This window comes from Bradyrhizobium sp. WSM1417, assembly GCF_000515415.1.
GTDB lineage: Bacteria > Pseudomonadota > Alphaproteobacteria > Rhizobiales > Xanthobacteraceae > Bradyrhizobium.
In genome coordinates, this window is record NZ_KI911783.1 from 3,142,413 (window position 1) to 3,163,034 (window position 20,622).

Genomic DNA, 20,622 nt, shown 5'->3' on the forward strand with positions numbered 1-20,622 from the left:
GCCGCGCAGTCCCGGGAAACGCCCTCATGTCGAGACTCATCCAGAATCTGCAAATCGGCACCAAGCTCGCGCTCGCTTCGGCGTTCGGCGTTGTTCTCGTCGGCGCCATGATCGCGAGCCAGGTCATCGGCAACAACACCGTGCGTCATTCCAACCAAGCAGCGATTGCGCAGCAGGAATTGGTGCGCGAGGCCACCGAAGCCAAGCTTGGGATACGTGGCATGCAGCTCGCTGTACGGGACATGCGTCTCGCCAACAATCAGGGTGATTTGCAGAAGGCGAGCGAGATTCTGCTGGAGCGGTCGAAAGCACTGAACGGCGTTGTCGATTCCATGCTCAGGTTGTCGCACGCCCCGGAAAACCGCGCGCGGATGGAGAAGCTCAAGTCTACGTCGGCCGATTACCTGAAGGGCGCGCAGCAGAACGCCTCTGTTCGCAGCGAGGCCATTGCGGTTGCGGCCACGGACCCCGTCCGCGCCGCCAAGATTTCCGAGGAAGGCGCGCGCCAGATCCGCGAGGTGACGCTGCCGCTTGCCACACAGCTGGACAATTTGACCAGCGAGATTGCCGATTTCGCCAAGCACAAGAGCGATGAAGAAATCGCTGCCGCGAGCCAGGAGATGGCGGCGAGCGAGCGTCTCGGCATGGTAGTGGGTGCGTGCGCCGTGCTCGTCCTCATCGGCTCGTGGCTGATGTCCTTCCTGACCATCGCGCGGCCGATCCGCGCGCTCACGGTTGCCATGGACAAGCTCGCTGGTGGTGACTTCTCTGTTATTCTGCCGGGTCTCGGCCGCAAGGACGAGGTCGGCGGCGTCGCCGCGGCCGTCGAGAAATTCAAGATCGTGTCGGAGCAGAAGGCGCGCGAAGAAGCGGAAGCCAAGATGCGGCAGGACCAGGTGGCGGCCGAGCAGCGCAAGGCCGATATGCGCAGGCTTGCCGACAGTTTCGAAGGCGCCGTCGGCGAGATCGTCGATACCGTCTCCTCCGCCGCGACGGAGCTCGAGGCTTCGGCCGCGACGCTGACCTCTACGGCGGAGCGGGCACAGGAAGTGACGATAGTGGTGGCCGCCGCCTCCGAGGAGGCGTCCACCAACGTGCAGTCGGTTGCCTCTGCGACCGAAGAGCTGTCGTCCTCGATCACCGAGATCAGCCGCCAGGTGCAGGAATCGGCGCGGGTCGCGAGCGAGGCGGTAACTCAGGCCCGCACCACGACCGACCGTGTCGGCGAATTGTCCAAGGCGGCGGCGCGCATTGGCGACGTGGTCGAGCTGATCAACACCATCGCCGGCCAGACCAATCTGCTGGCGCTCAATGCCACCATCGAGGCCGCGCGCGCCGGCGAGGCCGGCCGCGGTTTTGCCGTCGTCGCATCCGAGGTCAAGGCGCTGGCCGAGCAGACCGCAAAGGCGACCGGCGAAATCGGCCAGCAGATTTCGGGCATTCAGGCGGCGACGCAGGACTCGGTCAGCGCGATCAGCGCCATCAGCAACACCATCGAAAAGCTGTCCGAGATATCGTCCACGATCGCCGCGGCCGTCGAGGAGCAGGGCGCGGCGACGCAGGAGATTTCCCGCAACGTGCAGCAGGCGGCCGAAGGTACCCATCAGGTCTCGTCCAACATCACCGACGTGCAGCGCGGTGCAGGCGAAACCGGCTCGGCATCGTCGCAGGTGCTGGCAGCCGCGCGGTCATTGTCCGGCGACAGCAACCGCCTCAAGCTCGAGGTCGGAAAATTCCTCGAGACCGTGCGCGCCGCCTAAGAACCTCGTTCCAGACAGTTCGGGAGACGCCCTACCTCCTCAGGCGGGGCGTTTTTGCATCCGATCGTCGCCGCGAACGTCTCGCGCATGCCTTTGGCGAACGTCGGCTGCAAAAACCAGCAGCGGCCACCTCAAGCTGAAATTTACAACTTTCTCGCGAAATTATCTCTGCCATTTCAACTATTTGGGCTGAATCTCAGTATTTCTCCGAACCCTCCCGTTAACCAGAATGCGAAGCCTGAGGACTAGATTCTCCGGCAAGGGCGATCAACGTCCATGCAGCCGGCAAGGACTTGGCTGCGTGTTTCCTTTGGGGGAAACGTACCATGTTGAGCCCTGCTCATCAGCAGGCCCGAACTCAGGCCGCCAGCGCGTGGAGACGAATCGGACATGTTCGGATCGGCACGATCTTGCCGATCATCATCTCTGCCCTGGTCTTGCTTGGGTTGGCCTCGGCCGGATTCATCGCCTATGAGGCCATCCTCAAGAGGCGAGAGTCCGAGGCATTCCTGAAGGTCAATGCAGTTGCCCAACTGCTGCTGCGCAGCGCAGGACATTGGGCGATTGAACGCGGGCTGACCAACGCCGTGCTGAAGTCTCCTGATGTCGTCAGCGCCGAGCGCCGTGCCGAAATCGCAAAGGCGCGCGCGACAGCGGACGAGGCCTTTCGCCAAGCCGTGCTCGATATCAGCGCGATTCCCGAAATGACGGCGGGGCAAAGACAGATTGCGGACGCCGCGGCGAAATTCGAGGCGCTGCGTCTCTTGCGTGAGAAGGCCGACGCGGGAATGTCGCGCCCGCGCGTCGAACGCGAGCCTGACCTCGTAGATGGCTTCGCGCCAATAATCACGGAGGTGATCGACGTCGCGAGCAACCGCTTGCGGCTGACGCTCGAAACGCTCACCAGCCCGCCCGTAGCCAGGCTGGCCCAGCTCATCGGCTTGCGACATCTGACAGCTCAGATGGCCGAGAATGCCGGAAGGGAACGGGCCCTGCTGGCTGGGGTCGTCGGTGCGCGCGCGAAGCTCGGGATGGAGGGCTATGAGCGCCTTTCGGCGCTGCGGGCCAAGGTCGAACTCGCATGGGACACGGTATTGCCGGTGCGGCTGCGCTTCGACCTCACCGTGCAGATCGGCGAGGCGATGACGGAGGTCGAGAAGTCCTATTTTGGAGCCTACGGTGAAACGCGGGCGCTTGTGCTCGCCGGTGGCGAAAGCGGGGACTACAAGATCACGGGACCCGAGTACTTCACGCGGGCCACTGCCGGCATCAATGCGGTGCTGAAGCTCGGTGAAGCCATTGGCGCGGCCGCTGACCGCGAAGCCACGATGCAGGCGGAAGTCAGCACTCGCAATTTCGTTTTCACGGCCGTGTTGCTCTGCGCCTCGGTAATGCTCGCTGGCCTCAGTTTCTGGATCACCTTTGGCCGCATCCTCAAGCCGCTTTCAGCCATTTCGGCAGCGATGGGTGGGCTCGCCAATGGCGACTTCACGACGGTCGTGCCAGGCACCCGCCGAGGTGACGAAGTCGGCGAGATGGCCCGGACCGTTGAAGTCTTCAAGCAAAACGGCCTCGAAGTCGAACGCATGCGTGGCGAGCACGCTGCGGTCGAGAAGCGGGCAGCCGAGCAGCGCAAGGCGGAGATGCGGAAGCTGGCCGACGGCTTCGAAGCCGCGATCGGGGAGATCGTCGAAACCGTGTCCTCGGCAGCGACCGAGCTGGAAGCCTCGGCGTCGACGCTCACATCGACTGCGGAGCGTGGGCAGCAGCTCACGACCGTGGTTGCTGCGGCCTCCGAGGAGGCGTCCACCAACGTGCAGGCGGTGGCGTCCGCGACCGAGGAGCTGTCGTCCTCTATCACCGAGATCAGCAGGCAGGTGCAGGAATCGGCCCGCGTGGCCAACGAAGCTGTCGGCCAGGCGCGTGTCACCACCGAGCGTGTCAGCGAATTGTCCGAAGCGGCGACGCGGATCGGCGACGTGGTCGAGCTGATCAACACCATCGCGGGTCAGACCAATCTCCTGGCGCTCAACGCGACCATCGAGGCCGCGCGCGCCGGCGAAGCCGGTCGCGGCTTTGCGGTCGTCGCTTCCGAGGTCAAGGCACTCGCCGAACAGACCGCGAAGGCCACCGGCGAGATCGGGCAGCAGATCGCCAGCATCCAGACCGCGACCGAGCATTCGGTCGGCGCAATCAAGGACATCAGCGGCACTATCATGAAGCTCTCGGAGATTTCCTCCACCATCGCGGCTGCCGTGGAAGAGCAGGGCGCGGCGACACAGGAAATCTCCCGCAACGTGCAGCAGGCGGCGGAAGGCACCCATCAGGTCTCGTCCAACATCACCGATGTGCAGCGCGGGGCGAGCGAGACCGGCTCGGCGTCGTCGCAGGTGCTGGCGGCGGCCCAGTCGCTCTCCGGAAACAGCAACCGCCTTAAGCTCGAGGTCGGCAACTTCCTCGATACCGTGCGCGCAGCGTGACGGGCGCATATCATGAGAGAACTGCAACCGCCGCGCGTAGAAGCGCGGCGTTTGCGCGCGTGCGTATCGCGGCGCCGCGACGAAGACCGCGCAGGGTTAACCTTCCGGAAAACCGATGCAGTCATGATCCCCGCAATATTCCGGGCGCTGAGTCGCCCTCCTGTATTGCGTATCGACGTATTGGAGCACACTCATGAGCGGCCTTTCCATCCGTCTCACTCACAAGGTCATGGCGATCGGACTTTTCGGTCTCGTCGGTCTCACCGCCTTCGGCGCCATCTACCAGATCGGCAGCCTCTCCCAGGATGCCTCGCGGGCCGTCGCCAACCGCGCTCGTGCGATCGCTGATCTGAACAAGCAGCTCTCGATCGAGATGCTGGAGGCCCGCCGCAACGAGAAGAACTTTCAGCAGCGCCGCAACGAGAGCTACGCCAAGGCCCATGCCGAATTGATGGGGCCGATCAATCGCGACTTCGACGAGGTCGAGCGGCTGATGTCGGCCGGCGGCATGAGCGCGCTGTCCGACCGGATGAAGCAGGCCCAGGACGGCTTCAAGCGATACGCCTCGGACTTCGGCAAATTGGTTACCGCGGAATCCCGGCTCGGCCTGAACGAGACGCTGGGCCTGTCCGGCTCGCTCCGCGCCGCGGTGCACGACATCGAAGCCAAGCTCAAGGAGATCGACGATCCCAGGACCACGAGCTGGATGCTGATGATGCGCCGGCATGAGAAGGACTTCATGCTGCGGCGCGACCCAAAATACATCGCCGAGATGAAGAAGGCCGCAGTCGAATTCTCCAAGGCGATAGAGGTCGTCGCGGTCCCTACGGCGGTGATGAACGACATCACGGCCAAGCTGCAGAAATACCAGTCCGAGTTCACGGCGTGGGCCGACACTGCACAGCAGAGCGCAAACCTTGACGCCAGCATGATGAAGACTTTCCGCGAGCTCGAGCCGGGTATGGTCGAGGTGCGCAATACAGTCGAAAGCTTGTACAAGCAGGCCGACGTTGCGGAAGCTGCGACCCGCGATGCCGTGCGCATGTGGATGATGGTCGCCTTCGGCGTTACCGTCGTCGTGCTCGCCGCGGTCGGGTTCCTTCTGGGGCGTTCGATCTCGAAGTCGCTTGCCGGCATGGTCGGTGCGATGACGCGGCTTGCGCGCGGCGAGCTTTCGATTTCCGTCCCCGGCGTCGGGCGCAGGGACGAGATCGGCGAGATGGCCAGTGCCGTCGAGGTGTTCAGGACCAACATGGCGGAGGCCGAGCGGCTGCGCATCGAGCAGATCGAAGCTGAGGCGCGCGGGCGCCAGCAGCGTAAGGCCGACATGCACCGGCTTGCCGATAACTTCGAGGGCGCGGTCGGCGAGATCATCGATACTGTGTCGTCGGCTGCAACCGAGCTCGAGGCCTCCTCGAACACGCTGACGCAGGCCGCCGAGCGCGGCAACGGACTTGCCACCGTCGTGGCGGCCGCCTCCGAAGAGGCCTCCGCGAACGTGCAGTCGGTATCTTCAGCGAGCGAGGAAATGACCTCCTCAATCTCCGAAATCAGCCGCCAGGTGCAGGAATCGGCGCGTGTCGCTGATGTCGCGGTCGGGCAGGCCCAGCGCACCAATGCGCGCGTCGCCGAGCTGACCAAGGCCGCCTCCCGCATCGGCGACGTGGTCGAGCTGATCAACACCATCGCCAGCCAGACCAATCTGCTGGCGCTCAACGCGACGATCGAGGCGGCGCGGGCGGGCGAAGCCGGCAAGGGCTTTGCCGTGGTCGCGACCGAAGTGAAGGCGCTCGCCGAGCAGACTGCGAAAGCGACCGGCGAGATCAGCCAGCACATCGGCGCGATCCAGACCGCGACGCAAGACTCAGTCGGCGCGATCAAGGAGATTGGCGACACCATCGCGCGGATGTCGGAGATCTCGTCGACCATTGCCGCCGCGGTCGAGGAGCAGGGCGCCGCCACGCAGGAGATCTCCCGCAACATCCAGCACGCCGCGAATGGCACCTCCGAAGTCTCGGCGAATATCGGCGACGTCCAGCGCGGCGCAGGCGAAACCGGGGCTGCCTCGGCGCAGGTGCATTCGGCAGCGCAATCGCTCTCGCAAGAGAGCAACCGGTTGAAGAGCGAAGTCGCACGCTTCCTGGAATCGGTACGGGCGGCGTGACAGCCGCCGCCTCGGTTCCATGTTATGGCGCAAGCGGGCAGGCTGCGCGCCGCAGCATGAGGTGGCTGCGAGCTGCAACAGATGGTTGCAAGAGAAATTGCGACTGCCGGAAGTGTCCCGTAATTTTACGTAGGCCCCTGTTAACGCCTGCTTGCGATTATGTGTGCAATCTCACGGGATAAGAACCAGCCAGCATTGTTGAACTGACATCCGTCTCGCCACCGTCGTGGCGGTTACGGCGCAAGTGATTTGCGCGTTGTCAGGTAACATCGGGATTTGTCGTGATGTCGAAATTGTCGATCGTCTTCAAGCTTCTGGCCGTGCTGTCGGTCCTCGTTCTTTCGCTCGCCGGCGTCGGCGTGACGGCGATCGGCACCATGCAGAACATCAATTCCCATACGGTCGAGATCGCGGAGAGCTGGCTGCCCAGCGTGCGCGCGCTCGGCTCGCTTCGCGCCGACATCAACGAGCTGCGCGTCGCGCTCCGTCTGCATCTGATGCAGGACAGCGTTGAGGGCAAGGACGCCGCCGAAAAGCGCTTGGCCTCGTTGCGGGCGCGTATCGACCAGACCCGCAAGGTCTACGAGCCGCTGATCACCTCCGCCGAGGAGCGCTCGCTCTATGGGCAATGGAGCACGGCGTGGGCCGACTATCTGAACGGCGTGCAGGACGTGATGGCGCTGTCGCGCAAGAATGTCGGCCGCTTCCCGGCCGACGCCAACGAGCTGCTGCAGACCAAGGTCGCGAAGATGGCGCAGGCCGCCGACCCCCTGCTCCAGAAGGGCATCGAGATGAACAATCGCGGCGCCGAGCTGGAGACCAAGCAGGCCGCCGACAGCTATGCCATGATCTTCCGCGTGCTGGTCGGGATCATCGTGCTTTCGGTCGTGATCGCGATCGGCGCCGCCTATTATCTCGTGCGCGACGTTTCTCGTGGCATTGCCTCGATCATCAGCCCGATGCAGTCGCTCGGCGAGGGCGATCTTTCGGCCGAGGTGCCGCATCGCGGCGAAAAGACCGAGATCGGCTCGATGGCGGATGCGCTGCAGATCTTCAAGGAGGCGCTGATCGCCAAGAAGGCCGCCGACGAGGCCGCCGCGCGCGATGCCGAAGCCAAGATCGAACGCGGCCGCCGCGTCGACGCCATCACCCGCAAATTCGAAGCCATGATCGGCGAGGTCGTCGGAACCGTGTCCTCGGCCTCGACCGAGCTCGAGGCCTCCGCCTCGACGCTGACCAACACCGCGCAGCGCGGACAGGAACTCGCGACCGTCGTCGCGGCCGCCTCCGAGGAAGCCTCGACCAACGTCCAGGCGGTGGCATCCGCTTCGGAGGAGCTGTCGTCCTCCATCACCGAGATCAGCCGCCGCGTGCAGGATTCGGCGCGGATGGCGGCGGAGGCCGTCGAGCAGGCGGCGCGGACCAACGACCGCGTCAACGCGCTGTCGCAGGCAGCGTCTCGCATCGGCGACGTCGTCGAGCTCATCAACACGATCGCGGGCCAGACCAATCTGCTGGCGCTGAACGCGACCATCGAGGCCGCGCGTGCGGGCGATGCGGGCCGCGGCTTCGCGGTCGTCGCCTCCGAGGTCAAGGCCCTGGCGGAGCAGACTGCGAAAGCAACGGGCGAGATCGGGGCGCAGGTCGCGGGCATCCAGGGGGCGACGCAGGAATCGGTCAGTGCCATCCAGGAGATCGGCGGCACCATCGAGCGGCTGTCCGAGGTGGCTGCGGCCATCGCTGCCGCCGTCGAGGAGCAGGGCGCCGCCACGCAGGAAATCTCGCGTAACGTGCAGCAGGCCTCGGTCGGCACGCAGGAGGTCTCGTCGAACATTACCAACGTGCAGCGCGGCGCGATCGAGACCGGCGAGGCTTCGACCGAGGTACTGTCGGCGGCGAAATCGCTGGCGACCGACAGCACCCGTCTCAAAGTCGAGGTCGCCCAGTTCCTGGAATCAGTTCGCGCGGCCTGATCCTCAAATGCTCGTCTGCGGAGCCGGCGGCGGTGCGACCTGCCGCCGGAACAGGATACGCTGGTAGAGCCAGCCGATCGCGACCAGCACGATGCCGAGGCACATGAAGGACAGCGCGCGGTAGACGCCCGTCAGTGTCGACATGTCGATGACGAAAGCCTTCAGGATCGTCAACGCGATCACGACGGCCGACGCCAGCCGCGCCCGCTCGGAATTGACGAGAATGCCGACGCCGAGCAGCACCACGCCGAAGCCGAGCCAGCCGATCGAATAGGTGTATTGCTCGGCACCCATCGTCGCCCCGCTGGAGAGGATCGGGCCGTGATAGAAGCGGCGGATCTCCAGCGTGACATAGGCAAGCGCGAACAGCAGTGCGCCGCCCGCAATCGTGTTGGCGTAGGCCTTGCCGCGTTCGCCAACCACGGCATAGGACAGCAGCAGCATCAACACCGCTGGCAGCGCGTAGCCGAGCAGCAGCAGGTTGAACACGGCGCCGCCAACGTCGGTGCGCCACAGCAGCGGGTTCTCCAGGATCAAGAGGCCGAACACGCCCACGAGCCCGGCGATCGCCGTGAGCACGACCGCGCCGACATTGTGCACGACGCTGCGGCTGCGCTGCCGCAGGCGCTCCAGCCCGATCGCCAGGGCGAGCATGACGCAGACCTGCAGCGCGCATTCGAGCAGCGACGGAGCGTCCGTCATCTTGCCGCCGGTCGCAAAATGCCGGATCTCCATGAAGGCGAGCAGCGCGGTGAACAGGATCGCGGCGCTCTCGACCATGCGCAGCGGGGCGTCGTCGGCGCGGCGGCGCAGGAACAGGCTCGCCGCCCAGAACGATGCCGCCGGCAGGCCGTAGCCCCACAACAGCCAGTTGAAGATTGGCGTGGTTCCGACGGCGTCGCCGACGATGCGTGGATCATAGCCGATCCGAGCGGTGACGAGGCCTGCGAAGATCGCGGCCAGCCAGCGCAGGAACGGGATCGGCCGCTGCATCGAGATCCAGGCGGTGCCGAGCGACATCAGCGCCAGTGCGATCGTGAGCCAGCCCTTCTCCAGCGCAAACGTCAGCGCCAGCGCCAACGCACCGAGCGTGCCGGTCGCGAACAAGGCCGTGGAGATCATGGCGCCCGGCCGGGTCTCGCGGCGCGCAAGGGCTTCGGTGGCAGCGCCAAAGGCGGCGGCGAGCAACACCGCGAGGATGGCGAACGGAATCGAGCGGTCGAGATGCGCGACGCGTGCGTAGAGCGCGACCAGGATCGCGATCGGCGTCGCGACACCGGCGACCGACCACACCACCGGAATGATCGCCGAGTTCGAACGGCCCTGCGCGAGGAAACCCGCGATGCCGAAGCCGGCGGCGAAGATCGCCGCCATCACCAGATGCAGCGTCACCGCGCTGTCGATCGCCGTCGGTGCGATGCCGGCGATGGGGCCGCCCGGCAGCACCAGCATGTCCGGATTGGCGCGCACGGCCCATTCGGCGAACACGACGAAGACGGTCGCAGCGGCTGCGCCGAGCGCGCCCGTGGCCGCCGGCGCGCGCCAGGCGACGAGCAGCGTCGCGCCGACCAGCAGCGTGAAGGCGAGCAGCGCCAGGTCCGCATGCGCGCTCGACAGCACGATCAGCATCGCGCCGAACAGATAGGCACCGAGCGAGCCCGACGAGACCGGCTCGATCTCGCCGTCCTCAATCGTCGGGCCGAACATGAAGCCGCAGACCACGAGAAGAGCGGCAAGAACGAAGCCTGCGATCACATGGAAAGCGTGCGGCGCGACCTGCAAGTCGCTGGTATCGAGACCCGGGAAGATCCAGAGCACGGCGAAGGCGATCGTGGTGACTGCAAGCCAGCGCCACAGCCGGATACGGGCGAGGCCGAAGCTCGCGGCGGTGACGATCGCGAGATAGATGTAGAGCGCCCAATAGTCCGGCTTGCCGCTGGAGACGAGGATCGGCGTCACGAACGCGCCGACCACGCCGAGGCCCGCAAGTGCGGGCCCGTGCAGAAGCGCCGCGGCCAGCGTGCCGAGCGCGACGAGGCCGAGCAGCACGAAGGCGGTCGCGGGGACCAGGAAGCCGTAGAGTGCGTAAGCCGCGTAGATGGTCGCAAATGCCACCGCCGTGCCGGCCGCGGTGAGGATCGCGGGAATGTTGGCGATCGGCAGCGCGGCGATGTTGGAGATGCTCTCCTTGCGCCGCGACCACTCGCCGGCGCCCAGCAGCGCCAGCGCGAATACGCCGCCAAGGAACACGCGCACGCCGGGGCCGACGAGGCCGGCCTCGATCGAATAGCGCACCATGAAGAAGCCGCCGAGCGCGAGCGCAAGGCCGCCGATCCACACCACCCAGCGGGTGCCGAGCCGTTCCTCGAAGCCGGGCGCGAGCGCGGGAGCGGCCCGCGGCGGCGGCGCGTCGGCCTCGGTGTTCGCTGCGAGCGGTGGCGGTGAAACATCCTCGGTGACGAGCGGGGGCGGCGTCCCGGCTTCCGCTTCGGCTTGGGGCACAAGCGGCGGCGGCGCAGCGGAAGGCGTCGCGGACGCTTCAGCCCACACATCTGCCGGGATCCGCGGCGGCTGTACGGGCCGTTGCGCGTGGAACATCTCTTCGAGCGAGCTTAGCCGTCGTCGCAGCTCGGCCGCCTGGCTGGAGGCCTTGATCGCGATGATGAAAGCGATGACCGCAATGATCAGCGCGAAGACGTCAAACGGGCCGTCAGACATAAAGCCTCCAGGCAATCGGCGGGCAGGGGCCGATCACACATATATCGGGTTAGCGCCGGGAGCGTACGCGCAAGCCCGGCGCGGGCCGCTCCTGGAGCACGTCGCGGCGGAAGCGGTAGAGCGCCGCCGGACGTCCGCCCGTCTGTGTCGACATCACCCCGGTCGGTTCGACCAGGGCTTCCATTTCGACCAGGCGGCGGAAATTTTGTTTGTGCAGGTGTCGGCCGGAGATCGCCTCCACCGTATACTGCAAGTCGGTAAGTGTGAACTCGGCGGGCAAAAGTTCAAAGACCACAGGACGATACTTCAATTTTGCACGCAGCCGCGCGACCGCTGTCGCAAGAATCCGGCGGTGGTCGAAGCGCATGGATGTGCCGAGCGCGGGCAGTGCCTTGCGCGCTAATGCCGCAGGACGGCCGTCGCGCCGCGCTTCCTCGACCAGCCCAGCCTCGTACAGGAGCTCGTAGCGGTCGAGCACGCGCTCCTCATCCCAGGACGCGCCGTCGAGCCCGAAATAGAACCGCACGCGATCCTTGCGCGGCAATGCGCGCGTCGTCTCCGGCGTCTCCTCTTCGGCCCACTCGGTCAATGCCGGGATGATGTCGTCCGCGATGATCGGGGGCGGCCCCTCGCGCCGGTCCTCCCAGGGCAGGAAGCGATACCATGGCGCGAAGCTCGCACTCGTGGCTGCGAGTTCGCCGCCGATGGCGCGCGTCAGTGCGAGATAGCCGATCGACACCATGTGCGCGCCGGTATCGCCGGCCTCGGCATGCCGGCCGCGATCGCCAAATGTGTAGAGCTGTTCGACATAGCCGAGCCGCAGCCCCGTCTGTTCCTCGACCCAGGCCCGCAGGCCGATCTCGAAGGTGCGATGGCTCGGCGCATCGAACGGGCCGAACGGCAGGCCGGCCAGTCCGTCACTGTCGCGCGCGGCGAGGATCAGCGGCTCATGATTCTCGATCGCAACGATCGCGGCAGTCAGGCCGATCTCGATCGGCGTCAGCAGCTTTTCGCTCATGCGACGGCGATCGCAGGTGTCATTCGAGCTCGATCACGAAGGGGCGGCCCTCGACCATCATTGCGCCTGGGCCCATCTCGTCGAGCGCGCGCAGCATGCGGCCGTTGCGCCCCAGCGCACGGTCGGCAAGGCCGACGATGCGGCGGTTCGGCGAGGCGATCGGGGAAGCCGCCCGGATTTTCTTCGCGATCTCGGTTTCGTCGCGATCCGGATTGAGCGCGCACACGGCGGCAAAGGCGCTCGCGGTGGAGCGGCTGATGCCGGCATAGCAATGCACCACCAGCGGCGCGTCGCGGTCCCAGCCGCGTACGAAGTTCAGCACCTGCTCGATATGCGCTTCCGATGGCGCGACGAAGCCGTCCATCTCCTCGGTGATGTCGTCCATCGACACCTTGAGATGGTTGGCCGGCAGCACCGATACCGGCCGGGCCACCTGCTCGACATTGGCCATCACGGTCAGCACGTGGCTGGCCTTGGTGAGGCGGACGGTCTCGGGAAGGGCGGCGAGAGAACAGACGTGGATCATGGCGGACCTTTTTCCGCAGATTATAGCGAGCGTTGGCGGGGTGGGCAAAGCGAAGCGGACCCACCACTTTCGTCTCATTGCGCAAAATCAATGGGGCGGCGCAAGGGCCCCTTTGCCCGCCCTGCAGGACCTACGCAAACACGGCGCCAAACCGCTCCAGAAACTGCTTCTCGGCCCGGGCAGCCGTCCAGGGGGTGAGATAGTCGCGCCGGACGCTGTCGGAGAGGCCGGGATCCTTGCCGAACAGGCGCTTGGCCTCGCTCTCGCTGAAGCCGGCAAGCGTCGTTGCCTCCAGATAGGCCGCGCCGCGATCGGCAGCCTTGAGCTCAAAGGTGATCTCCTCCGGCAGCGCCGGCGGCAAGCCAAAGCGGATGTGGATGGCGCCGAGCAGGCGTTTCTCGACCGCCTTGTAATGGCCGTCCAGAACCGCCTTGAACGGCGATATCATATCGCCGATCACATATTCGGGCGCATCGTGCAGCAGCGCGGCGAGCCGCACGCGGCGATCGACCCGCGGCCATTCGTGCCGCAGCACGGTCTCAACCAGAAGCGTGTGCTGTGCGACCGAAAAGATGTGCGCGCCGGTGGTCTGGCCGTTCCAGCGTGCCACCCGCGCCAGTCCGTGCGCGATGTCGGCGATCTCGATATCAAGCGGGGAGGGATCGAGCAGGTCCAGTCGCCGGCCCGACAGCATGCGTTGCCAGGCGCGGGATGCCACGCCGCGTTCGGTCTTCTTTGCGCTCATTTGGCCTTGAGGCGCGGCTTGCGCTGCGTCTTGCCGCAGCTCGCGTGACAATGGCAGTCGACGAGATGATCGTTGACCATGCCGGTCGCTTCCATGAAGGCATAGACGATGGTCGGGCCGACGAACTTGAAGCCGCGCGAGGACAGCTCCTTGGAGATCTGCATGGAGAGCGGCGTCGAGGCCGGTACGCTCGCGGTGGTCTTGAAATGATTGACCTTGGGCCTTCCGTCCATGAAGTCCCACAGGAATTTTGAGAAGCCGGGGCCCTTCTCCATGATGTCGAGATAGGATTTCGCGCTTGATATCGCGCCGTCGATCTTGGCCTTGTTGCGCACGATGCCGGCATCGTTCATCAGCGCCTGAACTTTCTTCTCGTTGTAGCGCGCGATCTTTTCCGGCTGGAAATCGTCGAAGGCTTTCCGAAAATTGTCGCGCTTGCGCAGGATCGTGATCCAGGACAGGCCGGCCTGGAAACCGTCGAGGATCAGCTTCTCATAGAGCGCGCGGTCGTCATATTCCGGCACGCCCCATTCAGTGTCGTGATAGGCGACGTAAAGCGGATCTTCGCCGGGCCAGGGGCAACGGGTCTTTCCGTCGGGATGCAGGCGGGGAGCACGGCTCATGCGATGGGTTGCTTCGTTGGAATGCGCACGACGTCTGGTTCCGCAAGTGTCAATGCCAGGCCGCCGGCGGTGAGCGGTTGGCCGGCATCGAGCGCGTCGGCAACGCGGTCGATGCGCACCAACGCGATGCCCTTTCCTTTCGCCGACGAGCCCATCGTGCCGACGGGCTTGTCGCCGGCCATGAGGCTGACGCCGGGCTCCGGCGAGGAGTCCTCGAGCAGCACCTTGACGCTGCGGGTGCGCGCGGTGCCGCGATGCTGCATGCGCGAGACGACCTCCTGGCCGACATAGCAGCCCTTGTCGAAATCGACGCCGGAAAGGCGGTCCATGTTGGTCTCGTGCGGGAACGCATCGCTGTACGTGAAATCGAGCCCGCCGCGCGGCACGCCGAGCGCGATGCGGTGGGCCTCGTAGGCGGCGGCGTCGACCATCTCGGCGCCGATCAGATCGGACAGCTTCTGTTTGAGATCTTCGGGGATCAGGATGCGGGTGCCGAGGTCCTCATTGCGCGGATCGGCGAAGGCGAGGTCGGGCTGGGCCGCAGGCTTGCCGTCCCAGGCCGCGAGCACGCCGAGATCCTCGGACAGGTTTTCCACCGTGACCTTGGCGCGCAGCTTGTAGAATTTCAGCTTGGCGGCGAGGCCCTCGGCAAGCGGCTTCGGGCAATCGATCAGGAACCCGCCGCCATGGCCGGCAGGTGCTTCCGTGATCAGGAAATCCACGATGATCTTGCCCTGCGGCGTTAGCAGCGCGCCGAATCGGCCCAGGCCCGGCTTGAGCTTCTCGACGTCGGTCGTGACGAGGCCATTGAGGAAGTTGCGCGCATCCTCGCCCGCGACCTTGATCACGCCCCGGTCCGGAAGAAACGCTGATTTCATACGAAAATCTCTTGCGACATGTTGCTCCGGAACGTAAGCCCGCAAGGCAAAAACGACAAGACCTCAAGCCCTGCGCTTGGGGACGAGAGAGGCCTTCAGCCATGACCCAGCGTTTCGACGTGATCCTCAAGGGCGGCACTGTCGTCAACCAGGACGGCGAAGGAGCCCGCGATATCGGCGTCGTCAACGGCCGCATTGCCGAGATCGGCGCGCTGTCGCAGGCTTCCGCCGCGGAGGTGATCGACTGCAAGGGCCTGCACATCCTGCCCGGCGTGATGGACACGCAGGTGCATTTCCGCGAGCCCGGGCTGGAGCAGAAGGAAGACCTCGAGACCGGCTCGCGCAGCGCCGTGATGGGCGGCGTCACCGCCGTGTTCGAGATGCCGAACACCTCGCCATTGACCGTGACCGAGGCCACCTTCACCGACAAGGTGAAGCGCGCCCATCACCGCATGCATTGCGACTTCGCCTTCTTCATCGGCGGCACCCGCGAGAATGTGCAGGATCTGCCGGTGCTGGAGCGTGCGCCCGGTTGCGCCGGCGTCAAAGTGTTCATCGGCTCCTCGACCGGCGCGCTCCTGGTGGAAGACGACGAGAGCCTGCGCCGCATCTTCCAGGTGATCCGCCGCCGCGCCGCGTTCCACGCCGAGGACGAATACCATCTTAATGAACGCAAGCCGCTGCGCATCGAGGGCGACACGCGCTCGCACCCGGTGTGGCGCGACGAGACCGCGGCGCTGATGGCGACGCAGCGGCTGGTGAAGCTCGCGCACGAGACGGGCAAGCGCATCCATGTGCTGCACATCTCGACCAAGGAAGAGATCGAATTTTTGCGCGACCACAAGGATGTCGCCTCCTGCGAGGCGACGCCGCATCATCTCACGCTAGTCGCGCCCGAATGCTACGAGCGGCTCGGCACGCTGGCGCAGATGAATCCGCCAGTGCGCGGCGCCGATCATCGCGCCGGAATCTGGCGCGGCATCGAGCAGGGCATCATCGACGTGCTCGGCTCTGACCACGCCCCGCATACGCTTGAAGAGAAACAGAAGACCTATCCGGCCTCGCCCTCCGGCATGACCGGCGTGCAGACGCTGGTGCCGCTCATGCTCGACCACGTCAATGCCGGCCGCCTGTCGCTGGCACGTTTCGTCGATCTCACCAGCGCCGGCCCCGCGCGCCTCTACAACATGGCCTGCAAGGGCCGCATCGCGGCTGGTTATGACGCCGACTTCACTGTCGTCGATCTCAAGCGCAGCGAGACCATCACCAACAAATGGGTCGCGTCCAAGGCCGGCTGGACCCCCTATGACGGCGTCCGCGTCACCGGCTGGCCCGTCGGCACCTTCATCCGCGGCCGCCGCGTGATGTGGCAGGGCGAACTCGTGACGGCCTCGCAAGGTGAGCCGGTGCGGTTTCTGGAGACATTGAAGGCGTAGGCGATGTGCGGGGACGTACGGTGCTTCCCCAGCCGTCATTGCGAGCGCAGCGAAGCAATCCAGAACCTTCCGCGGTGGCAGCCTGGATTGCTTCGCTGCGCTCGCAATGACGCGTTGAGAGGTCTACACTTCCTCGCGAACGGGAGAGCGGTCCGATGCTTCAGCCAACAGCCCTGATATCGACCGAGCAACTCGCCGCCATTCTCGGCGATCCCAACCTGCGCCTCTACGACTGCACGACCTACAACGAGCCGGTGCCGCCAGGCAGCGACGTGCCCTATCGCGCGGTGCCCGGCGACAAGACGTTCGAGGCGGGCCACATCCCGGGCGCCGATTTTCTCGACCTGCAAGGCGAATTTTCCGACGCCTCCGCGCAGCAATTCTTCATGATGCCTGATGTGGCCCAGCTGGAGGCCGCCTTCGGCCGCCACGGCCTCGATGCATCGAAGTCCGTCGTCCTCTACAGCATCGGCACCATGATGTGGTCGACGCGGTTCTGGTGGATGCTGCGCTCGCTCGGCGTCGACGCGCGGGTGCTCGACGGTGGCCTCGACAAATGGAAGCAAGAGGGACGGCCGGTCGTATCAGGAGGACCGAAGGGTTATCCCGCCACGACCTTCAAGGCGGCGCCGCGTGCGGGCTTCTTCGTCGACAAGAATGCAGTGAAGGCGCGGCTCGGCGATCCCGCGACCGTTATCGTCAACGCGCTCGGCCCGCAATTTCATCGCGGCCTCGAGCCGAGCCGCTACGGCCGGCCCGGCCGCGTTCCCGGCAGCGTCAATGTTCCCGCGGCAACCCTCACCAATGCCGACAAGACGCTGACGACGCTCGCCGATGCCGAAGCCAAATTCGCCGCGGCAGGCGTCACCCGCGACAAGAATGTGATCCTATATTGTGGCGGCGGCATCTCGGCGACGATCGACCTGCTGCTGCTGACGCAACTCGGCTACGACAAGCTGACGCTCTACGACGCCTCGATGGGCGAGTGGGCGAGGGATCCGGCGCTGCCGATCGAGACGGATTAGGCCTCCGGGGGAGGCGAAAAAGTTGGGAACCTTTCCCTTGGGGCGGCATCCAATGTCCGGACGAAGCCAAACGAGCAGGTGACCGCCATGCCACGGACCGCAGCCGGCCTATCCGCCGGCGCCAAAACATCGGAAATCCGGATCTTGGAAGCCGAACTGGTCGAGCGGGCGCGGGGCCGTGATGAGGCCGCGCTACGCGAGATCATGCAGGCCAATAACCGCAGGCTCTATCGTCTGGCGCGCGGAATCCTGCGCAGCGACAGCGAAGCCGAGGATGTCGTTCAGGAAACCTATATCCGCGCCTTCACCCATCTCGACGGTTTTCGCGGCGAGTCCGGTCTGTCGACGTGGCTGTCCCGCATCGCCATCAACGAGGCGCTTGGCCGGGCGCGAAGCGCCAGGCCGCATATCGAACTCGGCTCGGTGCCCGAAGCGACGCTCGAGGCACAGATCATCAAATTTCCCGCTTCCTCCGCAGGCGATCCGGAAAGGACCATGGCCCAACGTGAAATCCAGCGCGTCGTCGAGCGCGCCATCGATGAATTGCCGGACGTCTTCCGCATGGTCTTCGTCGCACGCGTCATGGAAGGCATGAACATCGAGGAGACCGCGGAGCTGCTCGGCGTCAAGCCCGAGACCGTGAAGACGCGGCTGCACCGTGCGCGGACCATGCTGCGCGAGAACGTCGAGAAGGAGATCGGTCCCCTAGTGATGGATGCGTTCCCGTTCGCCGGGTGGCGCTGCGAGCGGCTGACCGTGTCAGTGCTGAAGCGGCTCGGCATCGGCGGCTGAAGTTTTTCGGGAACGTTCGCGCGAGAATCCCATCCAACGCCTGTGAAGCAACGCGCCGGCAAAACGTCCGGCACCACAGGAGTGTCAAACCATGTTCGTTCGTTGGACCACGGCGATCGCCGCTGCAATTTTGTTGTCGAGCCCCGCGCTGCTGCAAGGCGCCAGAGCAGCCGACAAGCTGACCGATCCGCAGATCGCCCACATCGCCTATACCGCGGGCGTGATCGACATCAACGCAGCCAAGCAGGCGCAGAAGAAAGCCAAGAACAAGGACGTGAAGGCGTTTGCCGACGACATGCTGCGCGACCACGAGGCCGTCAACAAGCAGGCGCTCGCGCTGGTCAAGAAGCTGAACGTCACGCCTGAAGACAACGACACCAGCAAGGCGCTGTCAAAGCAGGCGAGCGAGAAGCTCGCCGAACTGGACAAGCTGAGCGGTGCGGCCTTCGACAAGGCCTACGTCGCGAACGAGGTCGCCTACCACAAAACCGTCAATGGCGCGCTGGAAACCGAGCTCATTCCGTCCGCCAGCAATGCCGAACTGAAGAGCCTGCTGCAGACCGGCCTGAAAATCTTTCAGGGCCATCAGCAGCACGCCGAGCACGTCGCGGCGGAGCTGAAATAGGGAGGCGACGATGCCGGGACGATTGTCTGCGATCGCGTCAGCGGTCCTGCTCGTGGCGTTGGCCGTCCCGGCGCACGCTGCGACCATAGAGATCACGATGGAGAATCTCGAAGTGTCGCCGAAAGACGCTTCGGCCAAGGTCGGCGACACCATTGAATGGATCAACAAGGACGTCTTCGCCCACACCGCGACGGCCAGGAACGGCGATTTCGACGTCAACCTGCCTGCCAAAAAATCAGGGACGTTAGTTCTCAAGAAGGCAGGCACGGTCGATTATTACTGCCGCTATCATCCCAACATGAAAGCGACGCTCAAGATCGAGCCGTAACGGGGTGGGGAGCGTATTCCCGACGGCAGCGGAAGCTGGCCCCGCCGGCGTGGCGGGGGCCATTTTCGGCAGGGCTTACTGCCTGGAGGAAGGCTTACTGCCTGGAGGAAGACTTACTGTCTGGAAATGTCGACCGAGAATTCGCCGTTGCGGATGCGGCCGGGAAAGCCTTCGACGAACTTCGCCACGGCGTCCTCGCCATAGGTGCCGACGAGCTCGGCAAGCGCCGCGAACAGGCTCGCCTGCGCCAGGCAGTCGCCATCGACGCCGTCATGGCGCGCTTCGGCCCAGGCCTCGTTGAGATAGCTCAGTGCGGCCTGTTTCTGCTCGTGATCGGGCAGCGGCGCGCGTGCGGGGGCGTAGGACACTGGATGGCTCATGAAACTCGATCAGGGCTGGGGCGCAATCCACGGCGATGCGCTGTGCGAGAGGTGTAGCATGCGCGTTAACGCCCGCTAGGCCACATCTTTAGGAACGGTTAACGGCTGTGTACAAAGTCGATGACAGGGTTCCCCGATGCCCAACCTTATAGTGAGGAGCGCGTTCTTCGCGCACGTCTCGAACCATGCAGGCCCCGCTAGAGCAGGGCCTTTCATCCTTCGAGACGCGCGTTCCGCGCTCCTCAGGATGAGGAATTTACAAGTCTGGATGTGATTGGCGGTGGATCAGTTCGCGTAACGCGCCGTGAGATCGCGCGAGATCTTCGCGCCTTCCTCGATGTAGCGGCGGATCGCCACCGTCGCGGCCGGCGTGCAGCTCCGGTAGGTCTGCTGAAAGCCGTTATAACCGCGGTTGAAGCCGGCGATCATACGGGTGCGGCGTTCGCCCGCGGGGGTTTCGGCATCGATCAGCGCCTGCATCTCGCTGCGCCATTTGTTGCCCTCGTTGGACCCGCAGATGCCGCGCAGATAGTGCAGCCCACCGAGGATCTCCGCCAGCCGCTGCAAATCGCCGTCAAACGGCGCTGCCCCGTCCTGAGCCCTCGTGGGCACCGAGGCACAGGCGAGAATCAGGGCAAAAATGGCCAGAAATCGCGTCGACATCGGCCGGGTGTATGCCTCCTCGGGGCGGTGGACGCAAGGCGGGGGGCAGTCAGGGGCCGATCAGCCGGTGGGCGGACTGGATGACCTCTTCCAGCCCGCCGGTCAGCTTGAGGTCGCCAAGGCCCGCCAAGGCCTCCGGGGCGATCCAGCGGTAGTCGTCGAGCTCGTCGTTGAGAACCGGCTCCCGGGCCACCCAGCGGGCGGCAAAGGACATGATCAGGTAGTGGCCGGCGCCGGCCGCGGCCGGGAGCACTTCGCGCCAGCCCGCGAGGCCGATGACGTCGATATCGAGCCCGGTCTCCTCGTCGATCTCGCGCGCCAGCGCCTGGTGCAGCGATTCGCCGAACTCGACCCGGCCGCCTGGCAGCGAATAGAACCCCTTTGCCGGCGAGCGCGCGCGACGGGTCAGAAGCACCTTGCCGTCACGAAAAATCGCGGCACTGACCGCGATCTGGGGACGGGTGGGCTGAACGATCGCAGCCATGACT

General features: G+C 65.3%; 18 protein-coding genes. 9 read left to right on the plus strand and 9 right to left on the minus strand.

Annotation, left to right across the window (positions count from 1 at the left end; translation table 11 throughout):
• Window positions 1-26: 26 nt before the first annotated feature.
• From BRA1417_RS0115135 to BRA1417_RS0115150, 4 genes are all read left to right on the plus strand, one after another.
• Window positions 27-1,760, plus strand: coding sequence for a methyl-accepting chemotaxis protein (locus BRA1417_RS0115135; protein ID WP_027516461.1), 1,734 nt, complete (start codon window positions 27-29; stop codon window positions 1,758-1,760).
• Window positions 1,761-2,170: 410 nt separating this feature from the next.
• Window positions 2,171-4,240, plus strand: a complete 2,070-nt coding sequence (locus tag BRA1417_RS0115140; protein ID WP_027516462.1) for a methyl-accepting chemotaxis protein — start codon at window positions 2,171-2,173, stop codon at window positions 4,238-4,240.
• 193 nt (window positions 4,241-4,433) lie between these two features.
• Window positions 4,434-6,404, plus strand: coding sequence for a methyl-accepting chemotaxis protein (locus BRA1417_RS0115145; RefSeq protein WP_027516463.1), 1,971 nt, complete (start codon window positions 4,434-4,436; stop codon window positions 6,402-6,404).
• Between the two features lie 284 nt (window positions 6,405-6,688).
• Window positions 6,689-8,377, plus strand: a complete 1,689-nt coding sequence (locus tag BRA1417_RS0115150; RefSeq protein WP_027516464.1) for a methyl-accepting chemotaxis protein — start codon at window positions 6,689-6,691, stop codon at window positions 8,375-8,377.
• Between the two features lie 3 nt (window positions 8,378-8,380).
• Here the strand turns inward: BRA1417_RS0115150 and BRA1417_RS0115155 are convergent, their stop codons facing one another.
• The 6 genes from BRA1417_RS0115155 to BRA1417_RS0115180 all read right to left on the minus strand — a co-directional run bounded on the left by BRA1417_RS0115155 (window position 8,381) and on the right by BRA1417_RS0115180 (window position 14,885).
• Window positions 8,381-11,095, minus strand: a complete 2,715-nt coding sequence (locus BRA1417_RS0115155; RefSeq protein ID WP_027516465.1) for a DUF2339 domain-containing protein — start codon at window positions 11,093-11,095, stop codon at window positions 8,381-8,383.
• 49 nt (window positions 11,096-11,144) lie between these two features.
• Window positions 11,145-12,113 carry an NAD regulator gene (locus BRA1417_RS0115160; RefSeq protein ID WP_027516466.1) on the minus strand — a complete coding sequence of 323 codons (969 nt, stop codon included), beginning with the start codon at window positions 12,111-12,113 and terminating at the stop codon, window positions 11,145-11,147.
• Window positions 12,114-12,132: 19 nt separating this feature from the next.
• Window positions 12,133-12,639 carry a tyrosine phosphatase family protein gene (locus tag BRA1417_RS0115165; RefSeq protein ID WP_027516467.1) on the minus strand — a complete coding sequence of 169 codons (507 nt, stop codon included), beginning with the start codon at window positions 12,637-12,639 and terminating at the stop codon, window positions 12,133-12,135.
• 130 nt (window positions 12,640-12,769) lie between these two features.
• Window positions 12,770-13,384, minus strand: coding sequence for a YfbR-like 5'-deoxynucleotidase (locus BRA1417_RS0115170; protein WP_027516468.1), 615 nt, complete (start codon window positions 13,382-13,384; stop codon window positions 12,770-12,772).
• Window positions 13,381-14,007, minus strand: coding sequence for a DNA-3-methyladenine glycosylase I (locus BRA1417_RS0115175; RefSeq protein ID WP_027516469.1), 627 nt, complete (start codon window positions 14,005-14,007; stop codon window positions 13,381-13,383). The genes BRA1417_RS0115170 and BRA1417_RS0115175 overlap by 4 nt, the downstream gene beginning before the upstream one ends.
• Complete coding sequence (locus tag BRA1417_RS0115180) at window positions 14,004-14,885, minus strand: folate-binding protein YgfZ (protein ID WP_027516470.1); 882 nt, start codon at window positions 14,883-14,885, stop codon at window positions 14,004-14,006. The genes BRA1417_RS0115175 and BRA1417_RS0115180 overlap by 4 nt, the downstream gene beginning before the upstream one ends.
• Window positions 14,886-14,986: 101 nt before the next feature.
• Between BRA1417_RS0115180 and BRA1417_RS0115185 the strand changes: the two genes are divergently transcribed.
• The 5 genes from BRA1417_RS0115185 (at window position 14,987) to BRA1417_RS0115205 (ending at window position 19,091) form a co-directional block, all read left to right on the plus strand.
• Window positions 14,987-16,321, plus strand: a complete 1,335-nt coding sequence (locus tag BRA1417_RS0115185; protein WP_027516471.1) for a dihydroorotase — start codon at window positions 14,987-14,989, stop codon at window positions 16,319-16,321.
• A gap of 155 nt (window positions 16,322-16,476) precedes the next feature.
• Window positions 16,477-17,346 carry a sulfurtransferase gene (locus tag BRA1417_RS0115190; RefSeq protein ID WP_027516472.1) on the plus strand — a complete coding sequence of 290 codons (870 nt, stop codon included), beginning with the start codon at window positions 16,477-16,479 and terminating at the stop codon, window positions 17,344-17,346.
• Between the two features lie 87 nt (window positions 17,347-17,433).
• Window positions 17,434-18,138 (plus strand): RNA polymerase sigma factor, encoded by a 705-nt coding sequence (locus BRA1417_RS0115195; protein ID WP_027516473.1) that lies wholly within the window; start codon window positions 17,434-17,436, stop codon window positions 18,136-18,138.
• Window positions 18,139-18,229: 91 nt separating this feature from the next.
• Window positions 18,230-18,763, plus strand: a complete 534-nt coding sequence (locus tag BRA1417_RS0115200) for a DUF4142 domain-containing protein (RefSeq protein ID WP_027516474.1) — start codon at window positions 18,230-18,232, stop codon at window positions 18,761-18,763.
• 10 nt (window positions 18,764-18,773) lie between these two features.
• Entirely contained in the window at window positions 18,774-19,091 is a 318-nt protein-coding gene (locus tag BRA1417_RS0115205) for a cupredoxin domain-containing protein (protein WP_007594893.1), read from the plus strand.
• 113 nt (window positions 19,092-19,204) lie between these two features.
• On the opposite strand, the gene BRA1417_RS0115210 is transcribed toward BRA1417_RS0115205, so the two are convergent.
• The 3 genes from BRA1417_RS0115210 to BRA1417_RS0115220 form a co-directional block, all read right to left on the minus strand.
• Window positions 19,205-19,471 (minus strand): hypothetical protein, encoded by a 267-nt coding sequence (locus tag BRA1417_RS0115210; protein ID WP_007594892.1) that lies wholly within the window; start codon window positions 19,469-19,471, stop codon window positions 19,205-19,207.
• A 285-nt stretch (window positions 19,472-19,756) separates the two neighbouring features.
• A complete protein-coding gene (locus BRA1417_RS0115215) occupies window positions 19,757-20,134 on the minus strand; it encodes a TIGR02301 family protein (protein ID WP_007607220.1) in 378 nt (125 codons plus the stop codon).
• A gap of 49 nt (window positions 20,135-20,183) precedes the next feature.
• Entirely contained in the window at window positions 20,184-20,618 is a 435-nt protein-coding gene (locus BRA1417_RS0115220) for an NUDIX hydrolase (RefSeq protein WP_027516475.1), read from the minus strand.
• Window positions 20,619-20,622: the final 4 nt, after the last annotated feature.